An 18,551-nucleotide genomic window follows, 5' to 3' on the forward strand; every position below is an offset into this window, starting at 1 on the left:
GTTGCGGGCGAATGGGGGAGCATGGGTCCCACCGGCCACGGCCGCGCACGGAACTCCGCCATGAAACGACTCCCTGGCAATACCCTGTTGATGTTGCTGCTGGCGGTCGTCCCGGGATTGGCCACGTGCAGTGAAACGGTGCCTGCCCGTCTGGAACCTGCCGCAGCCCCTGTCGAAGTGGAGCACGAGGCACATGCCGCCCACGAGGCCCTCGACGAAGCCACTCCGGCCCGGCGCTGGCTTCCCGACGCGCCGCTGAGCCGCGGCATGCAGCGCGTGCGTTCAGCCACGGAGACCTTGGGCCACGGCAGCCACGGTCATCTCGATGATGCCCAGGTGCGTGGTATCGCTGCGGAACTGAAGGCGGCCGTGGACATGATGTTCGCCGAGTGCAAGCTCGATCCCGAGCCCGATGCGGCGCTGCACCCGCTGCTGGCGCGGGTGCTCATGGCCAGCAATACGCTGTCGGAATCCGGCTACGACGCCACTGCACTGGCCGAACTGCAAGCCGTGGTCGCCCGCTATCCGCTGTTGTTCGACGATCCTGCCTGGAGCGCGTCCCAAAGCGACTGAACGCGGCGCTCAACCGCCGGGTCGGGCACGATCGCTTCGCTCCATGGGCGGCTGGTCTCGCCGGGCAGTTTGCGCGTGGCGTCCAGTCCGAGCTTGGAGCCCAGGTTGGGCGCAGGGCTGGAGAAGTCGAGGTAGTCGATCGGCGTGTTTTCCACCAGCAGGCAGTCGCGAGCCGGGTCCGTGCGTGTGGACAGCGCCCAGAGCACCTGAGACCAGTCGCGGACGTCGATGTCGTCGTCGGTGACGATAACGAACTTGGTGTAGGTGAACTGCCGAAGGTAGGACCAGATGCCCATCATGATCCGACGAGCGTGCCCGGGGTACTGCTTGCGGATGCTGACTACCGCGATCCGGTAGGAGCAGGCTTCCGGGGGCAGGTAGAAGTCCACGATCTCCGGGAAGACCTTGCGCAGGATCGGCACGAAGACATCATTGAGCGCCGAGCTGAGCACCGAGGGTTCGTCTTCCGGAGCCCGTCCCATGTAGCTGCCGTGGTAGATCGCTTCGCGGCGCATTCGCAACCGACTGACGGTCAGGACAGGGAACTCGCCCTGGGCGTTGTAATAGCCGGTGTGATCGCCGAAGGGGCCTTCGGTCGCGGTGTCACCCGGCTCGATGAAACCTTCCAGCACGATTTCCGCGCCCGCCGGGGCATCCAGGCCGGTCAGGGCGCTGTGCCATACGCGCGTGCGCGCCCCGCGCAACAGTCCTGCGAATTCGTACTCCGACAGCGTGTCGGGTACCGGTGCCACCGCGGCAAGCATCGTCGCCGGATCGGCGCCGATCGCAACCAGAACCGGGAAAGGCCGGTCGGGAAACGCGGCGCGGAAATCAGCGAAATCCAGGGCGCCACCGCGGTGCGGCAGCCAGCGCATGATCACCCGGTTACGGCCCAGCAGCTGCTGCCGGTAGATGGCGACGTTCTGCCGCGGCTGGCGGGTACCGCGGGTGACCACCAGGCCGAAGGTGATCAGGCGGGCGACGTCGCCCGGCCAGCAGCGCTGGATCGGCAGCGAGCCCAGGTCGATGTCGTTGCCTTCGATCACGATCTCGTTGAAGCCGGCCTCGTTGGTCACCCGGGGCGCGACATGCGCCAGCTGCGCCAGCTCCGGCCAGGTCGACAGGGCATTGCGAAGGCTTGATGGCCAGCGTGGTTCCTTGATCGACGCGAGAAGCTCCCCCAGCTCGCGCAGCGAGGCCAGCGGCCGCCCACCCAGCGCCAGCTCGATGCGGTCGCGATGGCCGAACAGGTTGCCCAGCAGGGCATGACGCGAACCCACGGGGTTGCGCATCAACAGTGCCGGACCGCCCGCGCGCAGAACATGGCGGCACAGCGCCGTGCTTTCCAGCTCCGGATCCACCGGCGCGCCGAGTTCCAGCAGCTGGCGACGTCGCGACAGCTCGCCGAGGAAGCCGCGCAGGTCGTGGTGGCTCATGCGTTCAGGCGTTGCATCAGCGTCGCCCTGGCGTCGGCCATGTTGATTCCCTGTCGTGCCAACCAGTCCGGATCGAACAGGCTTTCGGCGTAACGTTCGCCACGGTCGCACAGCAGGCTCACGATGGCGCCGTGTTCGCCGCGCTTTCGCATGCCTGCGGCCAGGCGCAGGCAGGCCACCAGGTTGGTGCCCGAACTGCCGCCGTAGCGACGGCCCAGCGCCTGTTCGAGCCACCAACAGGCGGCGATCGAGTCGGCATCGTCCACTTCTTCGACGGCATCGACCACGTCGTAGATGAAGCCGGGTTCGGCATGGCCCCGACCGATGCCCTCGACCAGCGTTGGCTGGCTGGCGACGGCCGCGGCGTCGCGCGTGTGCCAGCCGACGGCGAAAGCGCCGCCGGTGGGTTCGGCGACGCAGACCCGGGTATCCAGGCGCCGGTAGCGCAGGTAGCGGCCCAGCGTGGCCGAGGTGCCGCCGGTGCCGGCGCCGCAGACCACCCAGGCCGGCTCAGGGTCGGGTTCCAGCGCCAGCTGGGCCAGGATCGATTCGGCGATGTTGTTGTTGCCGCGCCAGTCGGTGGCGCGTTCGGCCAGGCCGAACTGGTCCAGGTAACACAGCCCTTCGCGGTCGGCGCGCTCACGCGCCATCCGGCTGGCGTCCAGGCCCGGTGGCAGCAACACGCATTCGGCGCCCAGCGAGCGGATCAGGCGCACCTTGGCTGGCGCCGTGCAGTCGGGCATCACGGCCTGGAAACGCAGCCCCAGCAGCCGGGCGAACCAGGCTTCGGAAATCGCGGTGCTGCCCGAGGACGCGTCGATGACGCCCTGGCCTTCGCGCAGACGGCCGTTGCACAGCGCGTACAGGTAAAGCGAACGCGCCAGCCGATGCTTGAGGCTGCCGGTCGGATGCGCCGCCTCGTCCTTGAAGTAGAAACGGATGCCCGGGAACGCCGGCAGGTCCAGGCGCAGCAGGTGGGTGTCGGCCGAACGCGCGGCTTCCTGGGCGAGACAGGCCAGGGCCTGCTTGAGCCAGGTTCGACTGGCGATCATGCCGCTGCGGCCTTTTCGATCAAGGCCATCGCCTGGCGTTCGAGGTAGTCGAAATACATCTCGAGATAGCTGATGCCGTTGCCGGTATCGAGCAGGAAGGGATTCATCAGCGTGTGGCGCAGGATCACCAGGCGGTCGTCGTCTTCGCCGCCAGCGTCGAGCGTGGCCGGGTCCAGGCCCAGGGCTTCGAGCGCCCGCGTGGTTTCTTCGGCGCCCATCACTTCCGGCTGCAGCGTGGTCATCGACCCGAAGAACTCGCGCGACTGCACCGGCTGCCCTGGGTCGTAGCTGAGGCTGCGATGGAGGGCGCGGACGAAGCGGTTCATGGTCGCCACGTCGGTGTTGCCGGCAGGGTTGAGCGCCAGGCAGACCAGGTTCGAATCGGGCTCGAACGGCAGCTTGCAGACCAGGCGTCCCTGCATGCGCGCCGAAAAGCGGGTCGCGGCGGTGCGGAAGGCTTCGGTGGCGACGATGGATTCGCGCGGCAAGGCGCCGAAGTTCTCGTGGTCCAGCGGCAGCACCTTGTGGGTGACGTAGACCGCGGCCGCGGCGGCGCCGGGCTTGGAGCCTTCCGGGATGTAGCGTCCCAGCTGGCGGAAACGCTGGAAGTAGTCCGGGCTTTGGTCGGTACTGAACACGTAGTCGGCGTCTTCCGCCAGCAGCTGCATCGCCCGCTGGTCACGGCACAGGAAGGCGCCGGCACCGTAGGGGATGTAGCCCAGCTTGTGCGGGTCCACCGTGATCGAATCCGCGCGACCCAGTGCCGCGACCGCGGCATGCACTTCCGGCGCGGGGAAGTCGCGGAACTCCTCGCGCATGTCCTGGAGCGGGCGCAGGCCGCCGTCAGGCTGGCGGAACAGCGTGGTCAGGTAGCCGCCCCAGGCGGCATCGACGTGCACGGCGAACCCCAGGCCATGTCCAGCCCAGCGCTCGCGAGCATCCACCAGTTCGTGCAGCGGATCGATGGTGCCGAACTCGGTGCTGCCCATCACGCCGACCACCATCAGCACGGGCTCCCGTTCGCGCTGGCAGCGCGCCAGCATTTCCTCCAGGGCGTCGGTATCGGTGCGCATGCCGCGTTCGGGCACGAGCTGCAGCTGGGCGCGGCCCAGCCCGGTCAGTTTCATGCCCTTGGACCAGGAGTAGTGGGCGGTGACCGGGGCGAAGACGCGGGGGGAACGCAAATCCGGGTGTGCGGCAAGGAAGCCGGCCAGGCCCAGGCTTTCGAGGCGGTGGCCGGCCAGCCGCGCACGCCACTGCCGGCGTTCGCGCGGCGGGCAGGAAGCCAGGAAAGCGTTCCACTGGTCGACCAGCGCCACCACCGACTTCGAATCCAGGTTGAACGCGCTCCAGTCGTCATCGGGCAGGACGATGCCCGGCGGCGCCGACGCTCGCAGCGCCACCGGGAACGCCTTGCAGGCCAGGGCCAGGCGCAGGGCCTGGAAGTTGGCGAGGGTGCCACCCGAGGTCAGGTGGCCGAAAGCGCAATCGGGTCGCGCGGGGTCGTCCACGTAACCGAACATCCGGGCCAGCTGCAGCCCGGCCTTGAGCTCCATGTCGATCGTCACCGGCGCCGCGTCGATGCTGACGTTGTTCGGGTTGTACGGCAGGGTCAGGAACTGGGCCGCCAGGCCGGGAAGCAGCAGGTCCGACACCATGTGGCCGATGTAACGCGGGCTGTGGAAGGGCACGGACCGCTTGAGCGAAGCCGACAGCGCATGCAGCTCCCGGCGCATGCGCGCCTCGAAGTCGCGGAAGGCCGGTTCGCCGGCGGCGCCGGTCGGGATCGCGGGTGGGTCCTCGGGATGGACGTTGCGGCGCCAGTAAACGTGGTCGCGCAGGAACTCGACGACGAGCTTTTCCAGCAGGGCGTCGTTTTCGCCATAGGGGCCGAGGAAACAGGGGTGGATGGACGGTGAGGTCATGTCGCCAGCCCCTGCAGGATGCCCAGCGGGTGGTGCGCACGGGCGACGAAATACATGAAGGCGAAGGTCGCCAGTGCGCCGGCGTAGAACAGCGCCCGCGCGCGAGGGCTGCGCGCGCGCTTGAGCGCCAGGCTGCCCAGAACGACGTAAAGCACCAGCAGGGCCAGCTTCACCGACAGCCAGGGCACGACGAAGGGGTTGAGCTTGAGCGCGGTGAGCAGCATCAGCGCCGCCGTCAGCAGCACCGTGTCGATGGTGTAGCTCAGGTAGCGCAGGGGTGCCACCATCGCCCACTTCACGCCGGCCAGGACCAGGGCGCCCCGCACCGCGAACAGGCCGACGCTGGCCAGCACCGCGGCGATGTGCACCATCTTTATCTGGAAGTAGAACTCGATCATCGACAGGTCCTCAGCCCGGGCGCCCGTCGGCACGCGGCGTGGCATAGATCCATAGCGAACGCATCACCCAGGGCAGGAACACCAGCACCCAGCCGATGCTTGCGGCGAGGAACCAGGGCGCCGGGTTGGCGGCCAGCTCCGAGCCCACGCGCACCACCGCCACGACCTGCATGCCGATGAAGGCCAGCGCCGGGATATTGCCCAGCACCAGCGGCCGGCCCGAATGGCCCTGGGTGACACGCGTCACCATCGCCACCAGCAGGCTGCCGAAGAAACCGATGGACACGGCATGCACCGGGCCGCGGCCCAGGGTGAATTCGCCGGTGCCGAAGAACCAAAGGCTCTGCGCGGCGTACAGGGCCAGCGCGATCGGCAGCCAGGCATAGCCAATGAACAACACGCGCAGCAGCGGCGGCGCCTTGGCGCGCGGCCACCAGCGCCACAGCGCCAGGCCGGTGATCGCCAGCAGCGGCAGGTCGACCAGCCACAGCCACTGGTACAAATGCGCCAGCTCAAGCGCCAGGTGGCCAAGCCACAGGGGCCAACTGGCGGCGAGCAGCCACATCGGACGCCATGACCGGTACCCGGCCACCACGTTGCCCGCGAAGAACGGGAACATGCGGTGCGCCACCGTCGAATAGACCGGCACCAGCAGCCCGAAGGTGCCGATCTTGAGCATCGCGAAGGCCAGCCGCGGTTCCTGGGGAAAGTGCAGGTAGGCAACGAAGGCCAGCAGGCCGGCCAGGCCCATCAGCAGGCCGGCGAAGCAGGACACGGCGTGCCAGTTGCCGCTGCGGTCCCGCGCCAGCCAGCCGGCCAGTACGGCCATCGCCGCGATCCAGCCGGCGAGCGTGTTGACCACGCCGATGTGCAGCAACAGGGCGGATCCGGTCACCAGTCCGAGCAGGGTCAGCCCCTGGCCCAGCACCAGGCCCAGGCCCACCGGCAGGTAGTGCCAGCGACTGGCCTCGGCCTGCGCCATCCAGCGCGGGAACACCGTCAGCAGGAAGCCGAAGATGAAGGTCGGCAGCACCTGGTACTGCATGATGAAGGCATGCATCCATCCCGCCGGCACCGCCGGCGCGGGCAGCAGGCCGCCCAGCCAGCCGGTCCACCAGGCCATCGCCGCCAGCACGTTGGCGGCGCCGATGAAGAACAGCAGGCGATGCGGCGCGGCGGCCAGCGGAAACGGAGCGGGGAGGGCGGCGACGGCCATGTCGGGAGTCCTGGAACCAACGTGGCCCCACTGTCGCCCGCCGGACGGCCGGGCGCCTTGACGCAAGTCATTCGCATCGCCCATGGGCAAAAAAAAGGGGCCACCGAAGTGGCCCCGTCAATCACGCTTCGGAGAAACCAGGGATCAGCGTGCCGATTCCGTGGCGCCATCCACGGGCACCGGTACCGATTTCGGGGCGATCCACAGGCGCAGTACGAACCAGGCCAGGGCCAGGGCACCGACGCTGAAGAGCGTATCGCCGGGCACGCGCATCCAGACCAGCATGTCCACGATCGGCTGCTGCATGAACTCGGCCGAACGCGCGAACCAGTAGCCATGGTTCATCGCCGCGTTGACCTGCAGGATGCCCAGCGGCAGCAGGGTGAACAGCGCCATGCCCGACAGGCCGATGTTGAGCGACCAGAACGCGGTGCGCAGCGGCGCTTCGGGCCAGATCGCCTGCGGCTTCATGCCGCGCAGGCAGAACAGCATCAGGCCGATGCCGAGCATGCCGTACACGCCGAACAGCGCGGTGTGGCCATGCAGCGGGGTCAGGTTCAGGCCCTGCATGTAGTACAGCGGCAGCGGCGGGTTGATGAGGAACCCGAACAGGCCGGCGCCCACGAGGTTCCAGAACGCCACCGCGACGAAGAACAGGATCGGCCACTTGTAGCGCTGCATCCACGGCGTCGACTTGCCCAGCTTGAAGGTGTGGTACGCCTCGAAGCCGACATAGGCCAGCGGCACCACTTCCAGGGCGGAGAACGAGGCTCCCAGCGCGATCACCGCGGTCGGCGTGCCGGTGAAGTACAGGTGGTGCAGGGTGCCCAGCACGCCGCCGGCCATGAACACGATGGTGGCGAAGAGCACGGCGATCGTCGCCGTCGTGGTCTTGATCAGGCCCAGCTTGGTGAACAGGAAGGCGATGACGGCGGTGGCGAACACTTCGAAGAAGCCTTCGACCCACAGATGCACGACCCACCAGCGCCAGTATTCGACCATCGACAGGTGGGTGTGTTCGCCCCAGAGCAGGCCGGCGCCGTAGAACAGGCCGATCGCGACGGTGGAGAGGAACAGCAGGGTGGTGATGGACTTGGACTCGCCGCCCATGCGGATGGCCGGCACCAGGCAGCGGCCCACCAGCGTCAGCCAGATGCCCAGGCCCAGGAACAGGAACCACTGCCAGAAGCGGCCCAGGTCCACGTACTCCCAGCCCTGGTGGCCGAACCAGAAGTTGTTGGCCAGCCCCAGCTTCTGCATCACCGCGAACCACTGGCCCGCGAACGAACCGACCACGATGATGATCAGGCAGACCCAGAGCACGTTGACGCCCAGCGCCTGGTACTTGGGTTCATGCCCGGAAATCGCCGGTCCGATGTACAGGCCCATGCCCAGCCAGGCAGTGGCGATCCACAGCACCGCCAGCTGCGTGTGCCAGGTGCGGGTCAGCGAGTAGGGCAGGATTTCCGACAGCGCGAAACCGTAGAAGTCCTGGCCTTCGACCTGATAGTGCGCGGTCATCGCGCCGAGCAGGATCTGGGTGAGGAACAGAGCGACCACGAGCCAGAAATACTTCGCGGTGGCCTTCATCGACGGCGTCACCTTCACTTCGGCGAGCGGGTCGGTCAGCGGCAGCTTCGGGTCCTCGTCGCGCTCGTGGTTGACGGCGTAGTGCCAGCCGAGCAGGGCGATGCCGGCGATCAGGAACAGCACGCTGAAGACGGTCCACATCAGCAGGTTCGACGGCGGCTCGTTGCCCACCAGCGGGTCGTAGGGCCAGTTGTTGGTGTAACTGATCTCCTTGCCCGGGCGCTGCGTCACCGCGGTCCAGGACGTCCACCAGTAAAAGGCCGTCATCTGCCGGCGGTGCTCGGCGTCGGCGACCGTGGCTTCCTTCATCGCATAGGCTTCGCGCAGCGACCGGGTGGCCGGGTCGTTGCTGAACAGGCTCTGGTAGTGCGCGGAGACGTTGTTGATGGCCGCCAGGCGGTCGTCGTCGATGACGATGGTGCCGTTGGCCTCGTCGAAGGTGTTGGTGCGCAGCATGTCCTGCAGACGCGACTGCAACGCGGCCTGTTCGGGCTTGCCCAGGGCGTCGTAGCCGGGGGCGGAGTACTCGGCGCGGGCCCAGCGGTCGAGGATCTCGACGGCTTCGCGATGCAGCCAGTCGGCGGTCCAGTCGGGCGCGACGTAACCGCCGTGTCCCCAGATGGATCCCAATTGCTGGCCACCGATGGACTGCCAGACCACGCGGCCGGTCTGGATGTCGTCGCGGGTGAAGACCACCTCGCCGGAGGTGGTGACCACCTGTTCCGGTATCGGGGGCATGACGCGGTGGATTTCGCTGCCTACCCAAAGCAGGGCGGAAAACGAAACCACCAGCAGGGCGGCAAGGCCCAACCACAGTTTCTTGGTGCTGCTCATGACGACTCTCCTTGCAGGATGCCGTCATGGTCCGGACCTGGCCCGGACCCGTCACTGACACAGGTCAAGCGGCCCCCTTGTGGGAGGGACTTCAGTCCCGAAGCCCTTAGCTCTTGGCCTGTGGTCAAGAGCATCGGGACTCAAGTCCCTCCCACAAGGGCGCGGGCTAGTTGCGCAGGACGGCCATGGCCAGGGCTTCGAGGCGGTCGCGGTCGATGATTTCCAGTTCGCGGCGGTCGACCTTGACCATGCCCTCTTCCTGCAGGCGCCGCAGCACCCGGCTCACCGTTTCCGGGGCCAGCCGCAGGTAGTTGGCGATGTCGGTGCGGGTCATGGTCAGGTGCAGGCGCGTGCCGGAGAACCCGCGTTGGGCGAAGCGCCGCGACAGCGCCACCAGGAAGGCGGCCATGCGCTGGTCGGCGCTGTAGTCCCCGGCCAGCAGGGCGGCCTTGCCGATGTCCTGGCTGAGCAGCCGGAACAGCTGGGCCTGCAGCCCGGGCATGCGCGTGGCCAGCAGCGCCATCTTCGGGAACGAGAACCGGCACAGCATCACCGTGTCCAGCGCCACCGCATTGCAGGGGTAGCGCGACTGGCTGATGGCATTGAGCCCGATGATCTCGCCCGGCAGGTGGAAGCCCAGCACCTGTTCGTGGCCGGTGGCGTCGAGCACGTAGGTCTTGACCGTGCCGGCGCGAACGGCGGCGATGGCGTTGAACTCGTCGCCCTCGCGGAAAATGTGTTCGCCTTCGTGGAATGGGCCGACGTGTTCGACCAGCACGTGCAGGTCCATCAGGTCCGACTTGTTGTACCCCTGGGACAGGCAGGCGTCGGAGAACGCACAGGTGCTGCAGAAATGAAGGGCGTCGCCGTCGTCGGCGATGGGATTGTGCCGGGGTCGGCGCGCCGTGGGGCTCACGCGGACGGCCCTTCGGGGTTCAGATGGCCTTGGAGAACCGGGTCGGTTCGGCCTGGGGCTGGTGCAGGTAGCGATCGAAACATGCGGCGATGATACGCAGCAGCAGGCGGCCGCGCGAGGTGGCCCTGATCCGGGTCGCCGACACGTCCACCAGGCCATCGGCCTTGAGTGGGGCCAGGCGGGCCAGTTCCTGGGCGAAATAGCGCCCGAAATCGATCTCGTGGCGCTCTTCCAGCGCCGGGATGTCCACTTCGCCCTGGCACATCAGCTGCTGGATCAGGTCGGCGCGCAGCTCGTCGTCGGCGTCGAGCTGCATGCCGCGCCAGGTCGGCAGGTGGCCGTTGTCGATGGCGATTTCCCAGCTCGGCAGGTCGCGCGGGTTCTGGCTGTAGGTGCCCCCGACGTGGCTGATGGCGCTGACGCCCAGCCCGACCAGGTCGCAGTCGGCGTGGGTGGTGTAGCCCATGAAGTTGCGGTGCAGGCCACCCCGCTCCTGGGCGACGGACAGGTCGTCTTCGGGCAGGGCGAAATGGTCCATGCCGACGTAGCGGTAGCCGGCCGCCGACAGCTTCTCGATGGCCAGCTGCAGCAGGCCCAGCTTGTCTTCGGGGCTGGGCAGCTGGGAGGGGTCTATCTGCTTTTGCGGGCGGAACAGCTGCGGCATGTGGGCGTAGCTGTACACGGCCAGGCGGTCGGGTCGGGTGGCGATGACCGTGTCCAGGGTCTTGCCGAAGCCGGCCCGGGTCTGCAGCGGCAGGCCGTAGATCAGGTCCACGTTCACCGAGCGGAAGCCGTGCTGCCGGCAGGCGTCGATCACCGCCTGGGTTTCCTCGACCGACTGGATCCGGTTCACCGCCGCCTGCACCGTCGGGTCGAAGTCCTGCACGCCCAGGCTGGCGCGGTTGAAGCCCATGAAGGCCAGAGCCTCGATGTCGCCCTTGTCGACGAAGCGCGGGTCGAGTTCGATCGAAAAATCGCGCGCCGGCGATTGGCTGAAGCGGAAATGGGTATCCAGGCTTTCGAGCAGTTCGCCGATCTGGCCGGCGCTGAAGAAATTCGGGGTGCCGCCGCCCAGGTGCAGCTGGATCACTTCGCGGTCGCGGTCGAACAGCGGTCCCAGCATCGCCACCTCGCGCACCAGGCGCGCCAGGTAGGTACCGGCCCGGGCCTTGTCGCGGGTGATGATGCGGTTGCAGCCGCAGTAGAAACACGGACTGAAGCAGAAGGGCACGTGCGCGTAGAGCGACAGTCGGCGCGGGATCGGGTCGTCGTTGCTCAGCCGGGCCGCTCGGGCGAACTCGGCCGCCCCGAAGCCCGGCGTGAACTGCGGCGCGGTCGGGTAAGACGTATAGCGCGGACCGGGCCGGTCGTAGCGGCGCAGCAGGTCGGCATCGAAGGGAGGGATTGCGGCCATGGCAGGCATCGTGCCGCCAGGCGGCCAAGCCCGCCTTGACCTCCGTCAAGCCAGGCATCCCCTCTGTGGGAGGGACTTCAGTCCCGATGCCTTTTCCGCAGGAGCGGCTTTAGCCGCGAAAGGCTTCGGGACTGAAGTCCCTCCCACAGAAGCGAAGTATCACAGCCACTTGGCGCGGCGCAGCAGGACGAACAGCCCGCCGACGACGGCCAGCGTGGCGCCCACCACCACCGGGTAGCCGAAGCGTCCGGCGAACTCGGGCATGTGCGGGAAATTCATTCCGTACCAGCTGGCCACCAGCGTCGGCGCCGCCAGCAGGGCCGCCCAGCCGGCCAGGCGTTTGACCACTTCGCCCTGGGATACGGTGACCAGGGCCAGGTTGACCGACATCGCCGCCGTCAGCATCTCGCGCAGGGTGTCGGTGGCTTCGTTCACCCGCAAGGTGTGGTCGTAGATGTCGCGGAAGTAGAGCCGCATTTCCTCGCCCACCAGCTGGGTGTGCACGCGGGTGAGCTGGCCGGTGATGTCCTGCATCGGGGCCACCGCCAGCCGCAGCGTGGTGACCCGGCGCTTGAGGTCGTAGAGCTTGCGGACCGTGTCGCGGCTGAAGCTCTCGGCGAAGATGTCCTGTTCGAGGTCGTTGAGCTGGTCGCGGAACGCGTCGACGATCGGCAGGTAGTTGTCGACGATGAAGTCGAGCACCGCGTACAGCCCGTAGGACGGGCCAAGCGCCAGCAGTTCGGGCTCGCGTTCGACCCGGGCCCGCACCGTGTTGTAGGACAGCGAGGTGCCGTGGCGCACCGTCACCAGGAAACGCGGCCCGACGAACAGGTGGGTTTCACCGAACGAAACAACGTTATCCAGCACCTGTGCCGTGTGCACCGCGATGAACAGCGAGTTGCCGTAGGCCTCGATCTTGGGCCGCTGGTGGGCGTGGTGGGCGTCCTCGATGGCCAGGTCGTGCAGGTTGAACTCCACCTGCAGCTTGTCCAGCAGCGCTTCGTCGGGCTCGTACAGACCGACCCAGACGAAGCTGCCGTCGTCCACCGCCAGCACGTCGCTGATGGTGTCCAGGTCGATGTCGCTGCGGGTTCCGTCGCGCGCGTAGCGGACGCAGTTGACGACGGTGGGCGAGGCGGGGGCATCCATGTGCCTACTGTGCCTCGTCCCCCCGCTTCGGGTCCATGGTGCGCAGCAGCGCCCAGTGCAGGGGCAGCAGGAGCAGCACCCACTCGACGTTTTCCTGGGGCAGGAAAGGCAGGAACTTGAGGAAGCCCGCCAGGGCGGCGCCGCCGGCGACGAGCCACAGCAGTATCCGGAATCGGCGCGTCGGCCTGCGTCCGCGCAGCGCCGCCCAGGCGCCGGGCAGCAGGAACAGGCACAGCGGACTCAGCAGCAGCAGGTTCTCGTTGCCGTGGCCAGCCACGTGGGCGGTGCCGAGCCAGATGAAGGCCATCAGTGCGCCGGCCAGGCCGGCCAGCAGCCAGAACACCAGGGCGCCGGCGGCCAGGGCGCGCGGCGCCCGCTTGCCGCCCACCACCACCAGCAGCGCCAGGGGGAGCCCGGCGAACAGGGCGGGCGTGCGCAGCCGCGGCGCTTCGGCGGGCGGCGGCACCAGTCGGTGCGGCAGCAGTTGCTGTTCGGCCTTCACCAGCGGCCGGCCATCCTCGCGCTTCACTTCGCGCAGGGCGTCGCGCAGGCGCATGGGGATGAAAGCTTCGTCCCAGCGCGACAGCGGGCGGTCGGCGTGGCCGGACAGGCCGACGTGGAAGCCCAGGGCCATCCACGGGGCGGGCGCCGCCAGGCGCACGGATTCGCTGCGGTGGGTATTGCCCTGCGAGCGGCCGCTGAGCTGGGCCCGCAGTTGGCCGCCCAGGGCTTCGTCGACGGCATCGCGGACCCGGGTCGAACAATTGGCGGTGTAGTAGTCGTAGGTGTAGCGGGCGTTTTCGGGGCGGGCGTTTTCGGCCAGGCGTGCCGCCATCCGGCGCGCCTCCTCCGGGTCCAGGTCGAGCCATTGGATGACCGCGCCGCGACCGGTGCGTTCGTAATAAGCCAGGTCGCTGGCCATCGGCAGCACTTCGAGCCGGTACTCCATGCGCCCACGGATGAAGTTCCAGTGGAAGCCGGGTTCGTCCAGGTCGAAGAAGCCGAAGTTGTACGACAGCGGGTAGGGCGCCGCGGCGTCGTCGACGATGATGGCGTTGTGGCCGAAGCGTTCCCAGAAGATCTCGCCCGGCTCCATGGTCAGCACGCCGATGCGCGGCGCGGCCAGGGCCAGGGCCGGCACGACCCAGGCAAGCAGGGCAAGCAGCAACCAGGCGGGTTTCCAGGCGCCGGGGCGCCTGCCGTCAGTCCTCGCCATGCACGCTGACCACGAAGGTGTGGACGCGGCGCTGGTCGGCGCGGCCGACGCGGAAGTGGAACCGGCCCAGGGCGAGCTCCTCGCCGGCCTCCGGCAGGTGGCCGATGGCCGCGGTGACCAGGCCGCCGATCGTGTCGTATTCATCTTCCGGGAAATCGGCGCCGAAGCGCTCGTTGAAATCCTCGATCGGGGTCAGCGCGTCCACCAGGTACTGGCCGTCGGCCTGGGCGGCGATGAGCTTGGTCTCGTCGGCGTCGTCGTGCTCGTCGTCGATTTCGCCGACGATCTGCTCGAGCACGTCCTCGATGGTGACCAGGCCGGCGACGCCGCCGTGTTCGTCCACGACGATGGCCATGTGGTTGCGCGAGAGCCGGAATTCCTTGAGCAGCACGTTCAGGCGCTTGGATTCCGGGATCAGCACCGCCGGGCGAAGCAGTTCGCGCACGCTGCCGGGCCCGCCGTCGGTGACCATGCCGCGCAGCAGGTCCTTGGCCAGCAGGATGCCCAGGATTTCGTCACGGTCGTCGCCGTGCACCGGGAAACGGGAGTGGCCGGACTCGACCACCAGGTGCATCAGGTCCAGGAACTTCGCATCGATGGGCAGGGACACCATCTGCGACCGGGGCACCATGATGTCGCCGACCTGCTGTTCGGACACCGACAGGGCGCCCTCGAGCATCTTCAGGGTATCGGCCTCGAGCAGGCCGTTGGCTTGGGCCTCGCGCAGGATCTCGACGAGGTCCTCGCGGGTTTCGGGTTCGCCGGAAAAGGCCTGGCTCAGGCGTTCAAGCCACGAGCGGCGTTCCGGCGGGCTACTAGGGGAATCTTCGGACATTTCGGGGTTCAGGGGCGCCAAGGGGGCGGGGATGCAAGTCTAACCGGAACCCGGGAAGGCTTCATTTCCGCCTGGACCCCTGTAGGAGCGGCTTCAGCCGCGAATCTTTTGCTTGGCCTTTGGCCAAGAAGAACTTCGCGGCTGAAGCCGCTCCTACAGGGTCGGTCAATACGGGTCGGGGAAGCCCAGCCCGGCCAGGATCTCGCGTTCGAGCAGCTCCATCGCCTCGGCCTCGCGCTCGTCGTCGTGGTCCAGGCCCAGCAGGTGCAGCACGCCGTGCACGGTGAGGTGGGCGTAGTGGGCGGCCAGGTCCTTGCCCTGTTCGCGGGCCTCGCGGGCAACCACCGGGGCGCAGATGACCAGGTCGCCCAGCAGCGGCAGGTTGACGCCCTCGGGCAGGTCCACCGGGAAGCTGAGCACGTTGGTGGCGTAGTCCTTGCCGCGGTAGTGCCGGTTCAGGGCCCGGCCTTCCTTGGCGTCGACCACGCGGATGGCCAGGTCGCCGCGCCGGATCCGGTCGCGGGCGGCGGCTTCGGCCCAGCGGCGGAAGCTGACGGCGGCCGGCAGGCCTTTTCGCGGCAGGCCGTAGCTGACGCCGACGTCGAGATCCAGCGGTTTCCGGCTCATTCCTGCGACTCCTTGCCGTCCCGGGCATCGTAGGCCCGCACGATGCGTGCCACCAGCGGGTGGCGGACCACGTCGCGGGCCGTGAAGAAGGTGAAGCTGATGCCGTCGACGCCGCGCAGCACGTCGATGCCGTCGCGCAGGCCGGACTTCTGGTGCTTGGGCAGGTCGATCTGGCTCAGGTCGCCGGTGACCACCGCGGTGGAACCGAAGCCGATGCGGGTCAGGAACATCTTCATCTGTTCGATGGTGGTGTTCTGGGCTTCGTCGAGGATGACGAAGGCGTCGTTGAGCGTGCGGCCGCGCATGTAGGCCAGCGGCGCGACTTCGATGACGTTGCGCTCGAGCAGCTTGGCGACCTTCTCGACGCCGAGCATCTCGTACAGCGCGTCGTAGAGCGGCCGCAGGTAGGGGTCGACCTTCTGGCTGAGGTCGCCGGGCAGGAAGCCCAGCTTCTCGCCGGCTTCGACCGCCGGCCGCACCAGCAGCACGCGCTGGACCCGGCTTTCGTTCAGGGCCTCGACCGCCATGGCCACGGCCAGGAAGGTCTTGCCGGTGCCGGCCGGGCCGATGCCGAAGTTGATGTCGTGGGTGGCGATGGCATGCAGGTACTTCTGCTGGTTGTCGCCACGGCCGCGGATGGTGCCGCGCTTGACCCGCACCGCGACCTCCTGCGGCGCGAAGCCCTGCTCGAGCCGGTCCATGCTCGATTCGCCCATGCGCAGGTGCAGCTTGTGCGGGTCCAGGGTCTCGGTCGCGGTTTCCTCGTACAGCGCGTGCAGCAGTTTTTCGGTCGCCTCCACCGGCTTGTCTTCGCCGGTGACCCGGAAGACGTGGCCACGGTTGGCGATCTCGACGCCCATGCGCAGCTCGATCTGCCGGAGATGCTCGTCGAAGGGGCCGGCCAGGTTTGCCAGCCGCTCGACGTCCTGCGGCTCCAGCACGAAGTCCCGGTGCGTCCTGTGTTTGCTCATACGACTTTGCCGCGCAGGGAGTTGGTGCGCGCTTCGGTGATGCGCACGTCGATGAACTGGCCGACCAGGCGCGGGTGGCCGGGGAAATTGACGTTGCGCATGTTCTCGGTCTTGCCGGTCAGTTCGGCCGGGTCCTTGGCGCTGGGGCCTTCGACCAGGACGCGTTGCACGCTGCCCACCATCGCCTCGGCGTAGCGGCGGGCATTGTCGTTGATCGCGGCCTGCAGGCGCTGCAGGCGCGCGCTGGCGACGTCGGCGGGCACCTCGTCGTGCAGGTTGGCGGCCGGCGTGCCGGGGCGGCGCGAGTAGGCGAAGGAGTAGCTCTGGTCGAAGCCGATGTCGTCGATCAGCTTCATCGTCGCCTCGAAGTCGCGGTCGGTTTCGCCCGGGAAGCCGACGATGAAGTCCGAGCTGATCGTGATGTCGGGGCGGGCTTCGCGCAGGCGGCGGATCTTGGCCTTGTACTCGAGCGTGGTGTGGCCGCGCTTCATCGCCGCCAGGATGCGGTCCGAGCCCGACTGCACCGGCAGGTGCAGGAACGCCGCCAGCTCGGGCACGTCGCGGTGCGCCTCGATCAGGCTGTCGGTGAATTCCACCGGGTGCGACGTGGTGTAGCGGATGCGGCCGATGCCTTCGAGCTGGGCGATGGCACGCACCAGCAGGGCCAGGTCGGCTTCGTCGCCGTCCACGGTGGCGCCGCGGTAGGCGTTGACGTTCTGGCCCAGCAGGTGGATTTCGCGCACGCCCTGGGCGGCGAGCTGGGCGCATTCGAGCAGCACGTCGTCGAAGGGGCGGCTGACCTCCTCGCCGCGGGTGTAGGGCACCACGCAGAACGAGCAGTACTTCGAACAGCCCTCGATGATCGAGACGTAGGCCGACGGACCTTCCGCGCGTGGCTCGGGCAGGCGGTCGAACTTCTCGATCTCGGGGAAGCTGATGTCCACCTGGGCGCGGCCCTCGGCGCGGCGGGCGTCGATCATCGCCGGCAGCCGGTGCAGGGTCTGCGGGCCGAACACGAGGTCGACGTAGGGCGCGCGCTTGAGGATGGCGTCGCCTTCCTGGCTGGCGACGCAGCCGCCGACGCCGATCAGCACCGGCTTGTCGCGCTTGAGGTGCTTCCATCGGCCGAGCTGGGAGAAGACTTTCTCCTGGGCGCGTTCGCGGATTGAGCAGGTGTTGACCAGGATGACGTCGGCCTCGGCCTCGTCGCTGGTCAGTTCCAGGCCGTGTTCGACGGCGAGCACGTCGGCCATGCGGGCCGAGTCGTACTCGTTCATCTGGCAACCGTGGGTCTTGATGTAGAGCTTGCCTTTGGCAGGCGAAGTCCCGGGCATGGCGGCGGTTAATCCGTTCCGGAAAGGGGCGCCATTGTAGCGCCCGGTGGCTGTCCTGGCCGGCCGGCAGGGTCCGTTGTTCATGCAGGACCGGTCATTTTCCCGGCCCGAAGCCTTGGCAATTGCCCCGGCAAGGAGTAAACCTCGCCGCCATGGACCCTCGTTTGCCCCTGCTGGCCTGCCTGCTGCTGGCCGCCGCCTCGCCGGCGGCGGCCGGCACGCTCTACCGCTGCACCGGTGCCGACGGCGTGCCCAACTACACCGGCAAGAAGGTCGCCGGCTCGAGCTGCAAGGTGGTTTCCACCTACTCCGCGGCGGACGCGAGGCCAAAGGCGCCGCCGCCTGCGGCGGCGTCGGGCGGTGGCGGCTCCGGCGGCAAGCCGGCGCGGGCCGTGCGCTTCCAGACGGCCTCGGCCGGCCAGGCGCTGGCGCCGGCGGCGGCCGGGTCCGGGGCCAAGGTGACCCGCGGCGCCGTCTACAAGTACGAACGCGACGGCGTCACGCACTACACCAACGTCCCGCAGCCGGGCACCGGTGCCCAGATGTTGTTCAGCTACGTCGAGACCTGCTACGCCTGCGGCCTGCTGCCCGGCGTGGACTTCGGCAGCGTGCGGCTGAACATGGACGCCTATTCGGGCGAGGTGAAGGCCGCGGCCGAGGAGTTCGGGGTGGAGGAGGCCGTGGTGCGGGCCATCATCCACGCCGAATCCGCGTTCCGGCCCAATGCGGTCTCGCATGCCGGCGCCCAGGGACTGATGCAGCTGATCCCGGCCACGGCGGCCCGCTTCGGCGTCACCGACGTCTTCGAACCCAACCAGAACATCCGCGGTGGCGTGCAGTACCTGGCCTGGCTGCTCAAGCGCTACAACGGCGACCTGACCCTGGCCGCCGCCGGCTACAACGCCGGTGAAGGTGCCGTCGACCGCCACGGCGGCGTGCCCCCGTACGCGGAAACCCAGCGTTACGTCCAGCGCGTGGGCCAGCTGGCCGACCGCTACCGCGGCGCCCTCGCCGGGCGCTGACGCCCCCGGTCCGGCCCCGGCCGGGACCCTCGATGGCGCCGGC

16 protein-coding genes are annotated in these 18,551 nt (G+C 68.3%); 2 read left to right on the forward strand and 14 right to left on the reverse strand.

Annotated elements, in window-relative coordinates; all coding sequences use genetic code 11:
- Positions 1 to 60 precede the first annotated feature (60 nt).
- The gene (locus N788_RS06790; RefSeq protein WP_152560410.1) at positions 61 to 573 is read left to right on the forward strand and encodes a DnrO protein; all 513 of its coding nucleotides are present in this window, start codon (positions 61 to 63) and stop codon (positions 571 to 573) included.
- Here N788_RS06790 and N788_RS06795 read toward each other — a convergent pair.
- The 14 genes from N788_RS06795 to miaB all read right to left on the reverse strand — a co-directional run bounded on the left by N788_RS06795 (position 522) and on the right by miaB (position 17,486).
- Positions 522 to 2,009, reverse strand: coding sequence for a UbiD family decarboxylase (locus N788_RS06795; protein WP_034222789.1), 1,488 nt, complete (start codon positions 2,007 to 2,009; stop codon positions 522 to 524). The two genes, N788_RS06790 and N788_RS06795, sit on opposite strands and share 52 nt — an antisense overlap.
- Positions 2,006 to 3,061 (reverse strand): PLP-dependent cysteine synthase family protein, encoded by a 1,056-nt coding sequence (locus tag N788_RS06800; RefSeq protein WP_051924451.1) that lies wholly within the window; start codon positions 3,059 to 3,061, stop codon positions 2,006 to 2,008. Before N788_RS06800 ends, N788_RS06795 begins: the two co-directional genes overlap by 4 nt.
- Positions 3,058 to 4,986, reverse strand: a complete 1,929-nt coding sequence (locus tag N788_RS06805) for a pyridoxal phosphate-dependent decarboxylase family protein (protein ID WP_034222790.1) — start codon at positions 4,984 to 4,986, stop codon at positions 3,058 to 3,060. Before N788_RS06805 ends, N788_RS06800 begins: the two co-directional genes overlap by 4 nt.
- Positions 4,983 to 5,384, reverse strand: a complete 402-nt coding sequence (locus N788_RS06810) for a SirB2 family protein (protein WP_034223327.1) — start codon at positions 5,382 to 5,384, stop codon at positions 4,983 to 4,985. Before N788_RS06810 ends, N788_RS06805 begins: the two co-directional genes overlap by 4 nt.
- Positions 5,385 to 5,394: 10 nt before the next feature.
- Positions 5,395 to 6,600, reverse strand: a complete 1,206-nt coding sequence (locus N788_RS06815) for an NnrS family protein (RefSeq protein WP_034222792.1) — start codon at positions 6,598 to 6,600, stop codon at positions 5,395 to 5,397.
- A gap of 144 nt (positions 6,601 to 6,744) precedes the next feature.
- A complete protein-coding gene (locus N788_RS06820) occupies positions 6,745 to 9,024 on the reverse strand; it encodes a nitric-oxide reductase large subunit (RefSeq protein ID WP_034222794.1) in 2,280 nt (759 codons plus the stop codon).
- Between the two features lie 166 nt (positions 9,025 to 9,190).
- Positions 9,191 to 9,940: a helix-turn-helix domain-containing protein gene (locus N788_RS15130; RefSeq protein WP_034222795.1), complete on the reverse strand. Its 750-nt coding sequence runs from the start codon at positions 9,938 to 9,940 to the stop codon at positions 9,191 to 9,193.
- A gap of 19 nt (positions 9,941 to 9,959) precedes the next feature.
- On the reverse strand, positions 9,960 to 11,354 hold the full coding sequence (gene hemN / locus N788_RS06830; protein ID WP_034222797.1) for an oxygen-independent coproporphyrinogen III oxidase: 1,395 nt from the start codon (positions 11,352 to 11,354) through the stop codon (positions 9,960 to 9,962).
- 159 nt (positions 11,355 to 11,513) lie between these two features.
- Complete coding sequence (locus N788_RS06835) at positions 11,514 to 12,503, reverse strand: magnesium and cobalt transport protein CorA (RefSeq protein WP_034222800.1); 990 nt, start codon at positions 12,501 to 12,503, stop codon at positions 11,514 to 11,516.
- Between the two features lie 4 nt (positions 12,504 to 12,507).
- Complete coding sequence (locus tag N788_RS06840; RefSeq protein ID WP_051924452.1) at positions 12,508 to 13,719, reverse strand: lipoprotein N-acyltransferase Lnb domain-containing protein; 1,212 nt, start codon at positions 13,717 to 13,719, stop codon at positions 12,508 to 12,510.
- A complete protein-coding gene (locus tag N788_RS06845) occupies positions 13,706 to 14,554 on the reverse strand; it encodes a CorC family transporter (protein ID WP_034222801.1) in 849 nt (282 codons plus the stop codon). Before N788_RS06845 ends, N788_RS06840 begins: the two co-directional genes overlap by 14 nt.
- A gap of 165 nt (positions 14,555 to 14,719) precedes the next feature.
- Positions 14,720 to 15,181 (reverse strand): rRNA maturation RNase YbeY, encoded by a 462-nt coding sequence (gene ybeY / locus N788_RS06850; protein ID WP_034222803.1) that lies wholly within the window; start codon positions 15,179 to 15,181, stop codon positions 14,720 to 14,722.
- On the reverse strand, positions 15,178 to 16,152 hold the full coding sequence (locus N788_RS06855; RefSeq protein WP_034222804.1) for a PhoH family protein: 975 nt from the start codon (positions 16,150 to 16,152) through the stop codon (positions 15,178 to 15,180). Before N788_RS06855 ends, ybeY begins: the two co-directional genes overlap by 4 nt.
- The gene (gene miaB, locus N788_RS06860; RefSeq protein WP_034222806.1) at positions 16,149 to 17,486 is read right to left on the reverse strand and encodes a tRNA (N6-isopentenyl adenosine(37)-C2)-methylthiotransferase MiaB; all 1,338 of its coding nucleotides are present in this window, start codon (positions 17,484 to 17,486) and stop codon (positions 16,149 to 16,151) included. Before miaB ends, N788_RS06855 begins: the two co-directional genes overlap by 4 nt.
- A gap of 152 nt (positions 17,487 to 17,638) precedes the next feature.
- Between miaB and N788_RS06865 the strand changes: the two genes are divergently transcribed.
- The gene (locus N788_RS06865; protein ID WP_034222808.1) at positions 17,639 to 18,508 is read left to right on the forward strand and encodes a lytic transglycosylase domain-containing protein; all 870 of its coding nucleotides are present in this window, start codon (positions 17,639 to 17,641) and stop codon (positions 18,506 to 18,508) included.
- Positions 18,509 to 18,551: the final 43 nt, after the last annotated feature.

The sequence above is a fragment of the Arenimonas donghaensis DSM 18148 = HO3-R19 genome (genome assembly GCF_000743535.1).
Taxonomy (GTDB): Bacteria; Pseudomonadota; Gammaproteobacteria; order Xanthomonadales; family Xanthomonadaceae; genus Arenimonas; species Arenimonas donghaensis.

Bases quoted from the DNA above. Each gene is read 5' to 3' on its own strand.
- N788_RS06790 (WP_152560410.1), top strand. From the start codon at position 61: ATGAAACGACTCCCTGGCAATACCCTGTTGATGTTGCTGCTGGCGGTC.
- N788_RS06795 (WP_034222789.1), bottom strand. From the start codon at position 2,009: ATGAGCCACCACGACCTGCGCGGCTTCCTCGGCGAGCTGTCGCGACGT.
- N788_RS06800 (WP_051924451.1), bottom strand. From the start codon at position 3,061: ATGATCGCCAGTCGAACCTGGCTCAAGCAGGCCCTGGCCTGTCTCGCC.
- N788_RS06805 (WP_034222790.1), bottom strand. From the start codon at position 4,986: ATGACCTCACCGTCCATCCACCCCTGTTTCCTCGGCCCCTATGGCGAA.
- N788_RS06810 (WP_034223327.1), bottom strand. From the start codon at position 5,384: ATGATCGAGTTCTACTTCCAGATAAAGATGGTGCACATCGCCGCGGTG.
- N788_RS06815 (WP_034222792.1), bottom strand. From the start codon at position 6,600: ATGGCCGTCGCCGCCCTCCCCGCTCCGTTTCCGCTGGCCGCCGCGCCG.
- N788_RS06820 (WP_034222794.1), bottom strand. From the start codon at position 9,024: ATGAGCAGCACCAAGAAACTGTGGTTGGGCCTTGCCGCCCTGCTGGTG.
- hemN (WP_034222797.1), bottom strand. From the start codon at position 11,354: ATGGCCGCAATCCCTCCCTTCGATGCCGACCTGCTGCGCCGCTACGAC.
- N788_RS06835 (WP_034222800.1), bottom strand. From the start codon at position 12,503: ATGGATGCCCCCGCCTCGCCCACCGTCGTCAACTGCGTCCGCTACGCG.
- N788_RS06840 (WP_051924452.1), bottom strand. From the start codon at position 13,719: ATGGCGAGGACTGACGGCAGGCGCCCCGGCGCCTGGAAACCCGCCTGG.
- N788_RS06845 (WP_034222801.1), bottom strand. From the start codon at position 14,554: ATGTCCGAAGATTCCCCTAGTAGCCCGCCGGAACGCCGCTCGTGGCTT.
- ybeY (WP_034222803.1), bottom strand. From the start codon at position 15,181: ATGAGCCGGAAACCGCTGGATCTCGACGTCGGCGTCAGCTACGGCCTG.
- N788_RS06855 (WP_034222804.1), bottom strand. From the start codon at position 16,152: ATGAGCAAACACAGGACGCACCGGGACTTCGTGCTGGAGCCGCAGGAC.
- miaB (WP_034222806.1), bottom strand. From the start codon at position 17,486: ATGCCCGGGACTTCGCCTGCCAAAGGCAAGCTCTACATCAAGACCCAC.
- N788_RS06865 (WP_034222808.1), top strand. From the start codon at position 17,639: ATGGACCCTCGTTTGCCCCTGCTGGCCTGCCTGCTGCTGGCCGCCGCC.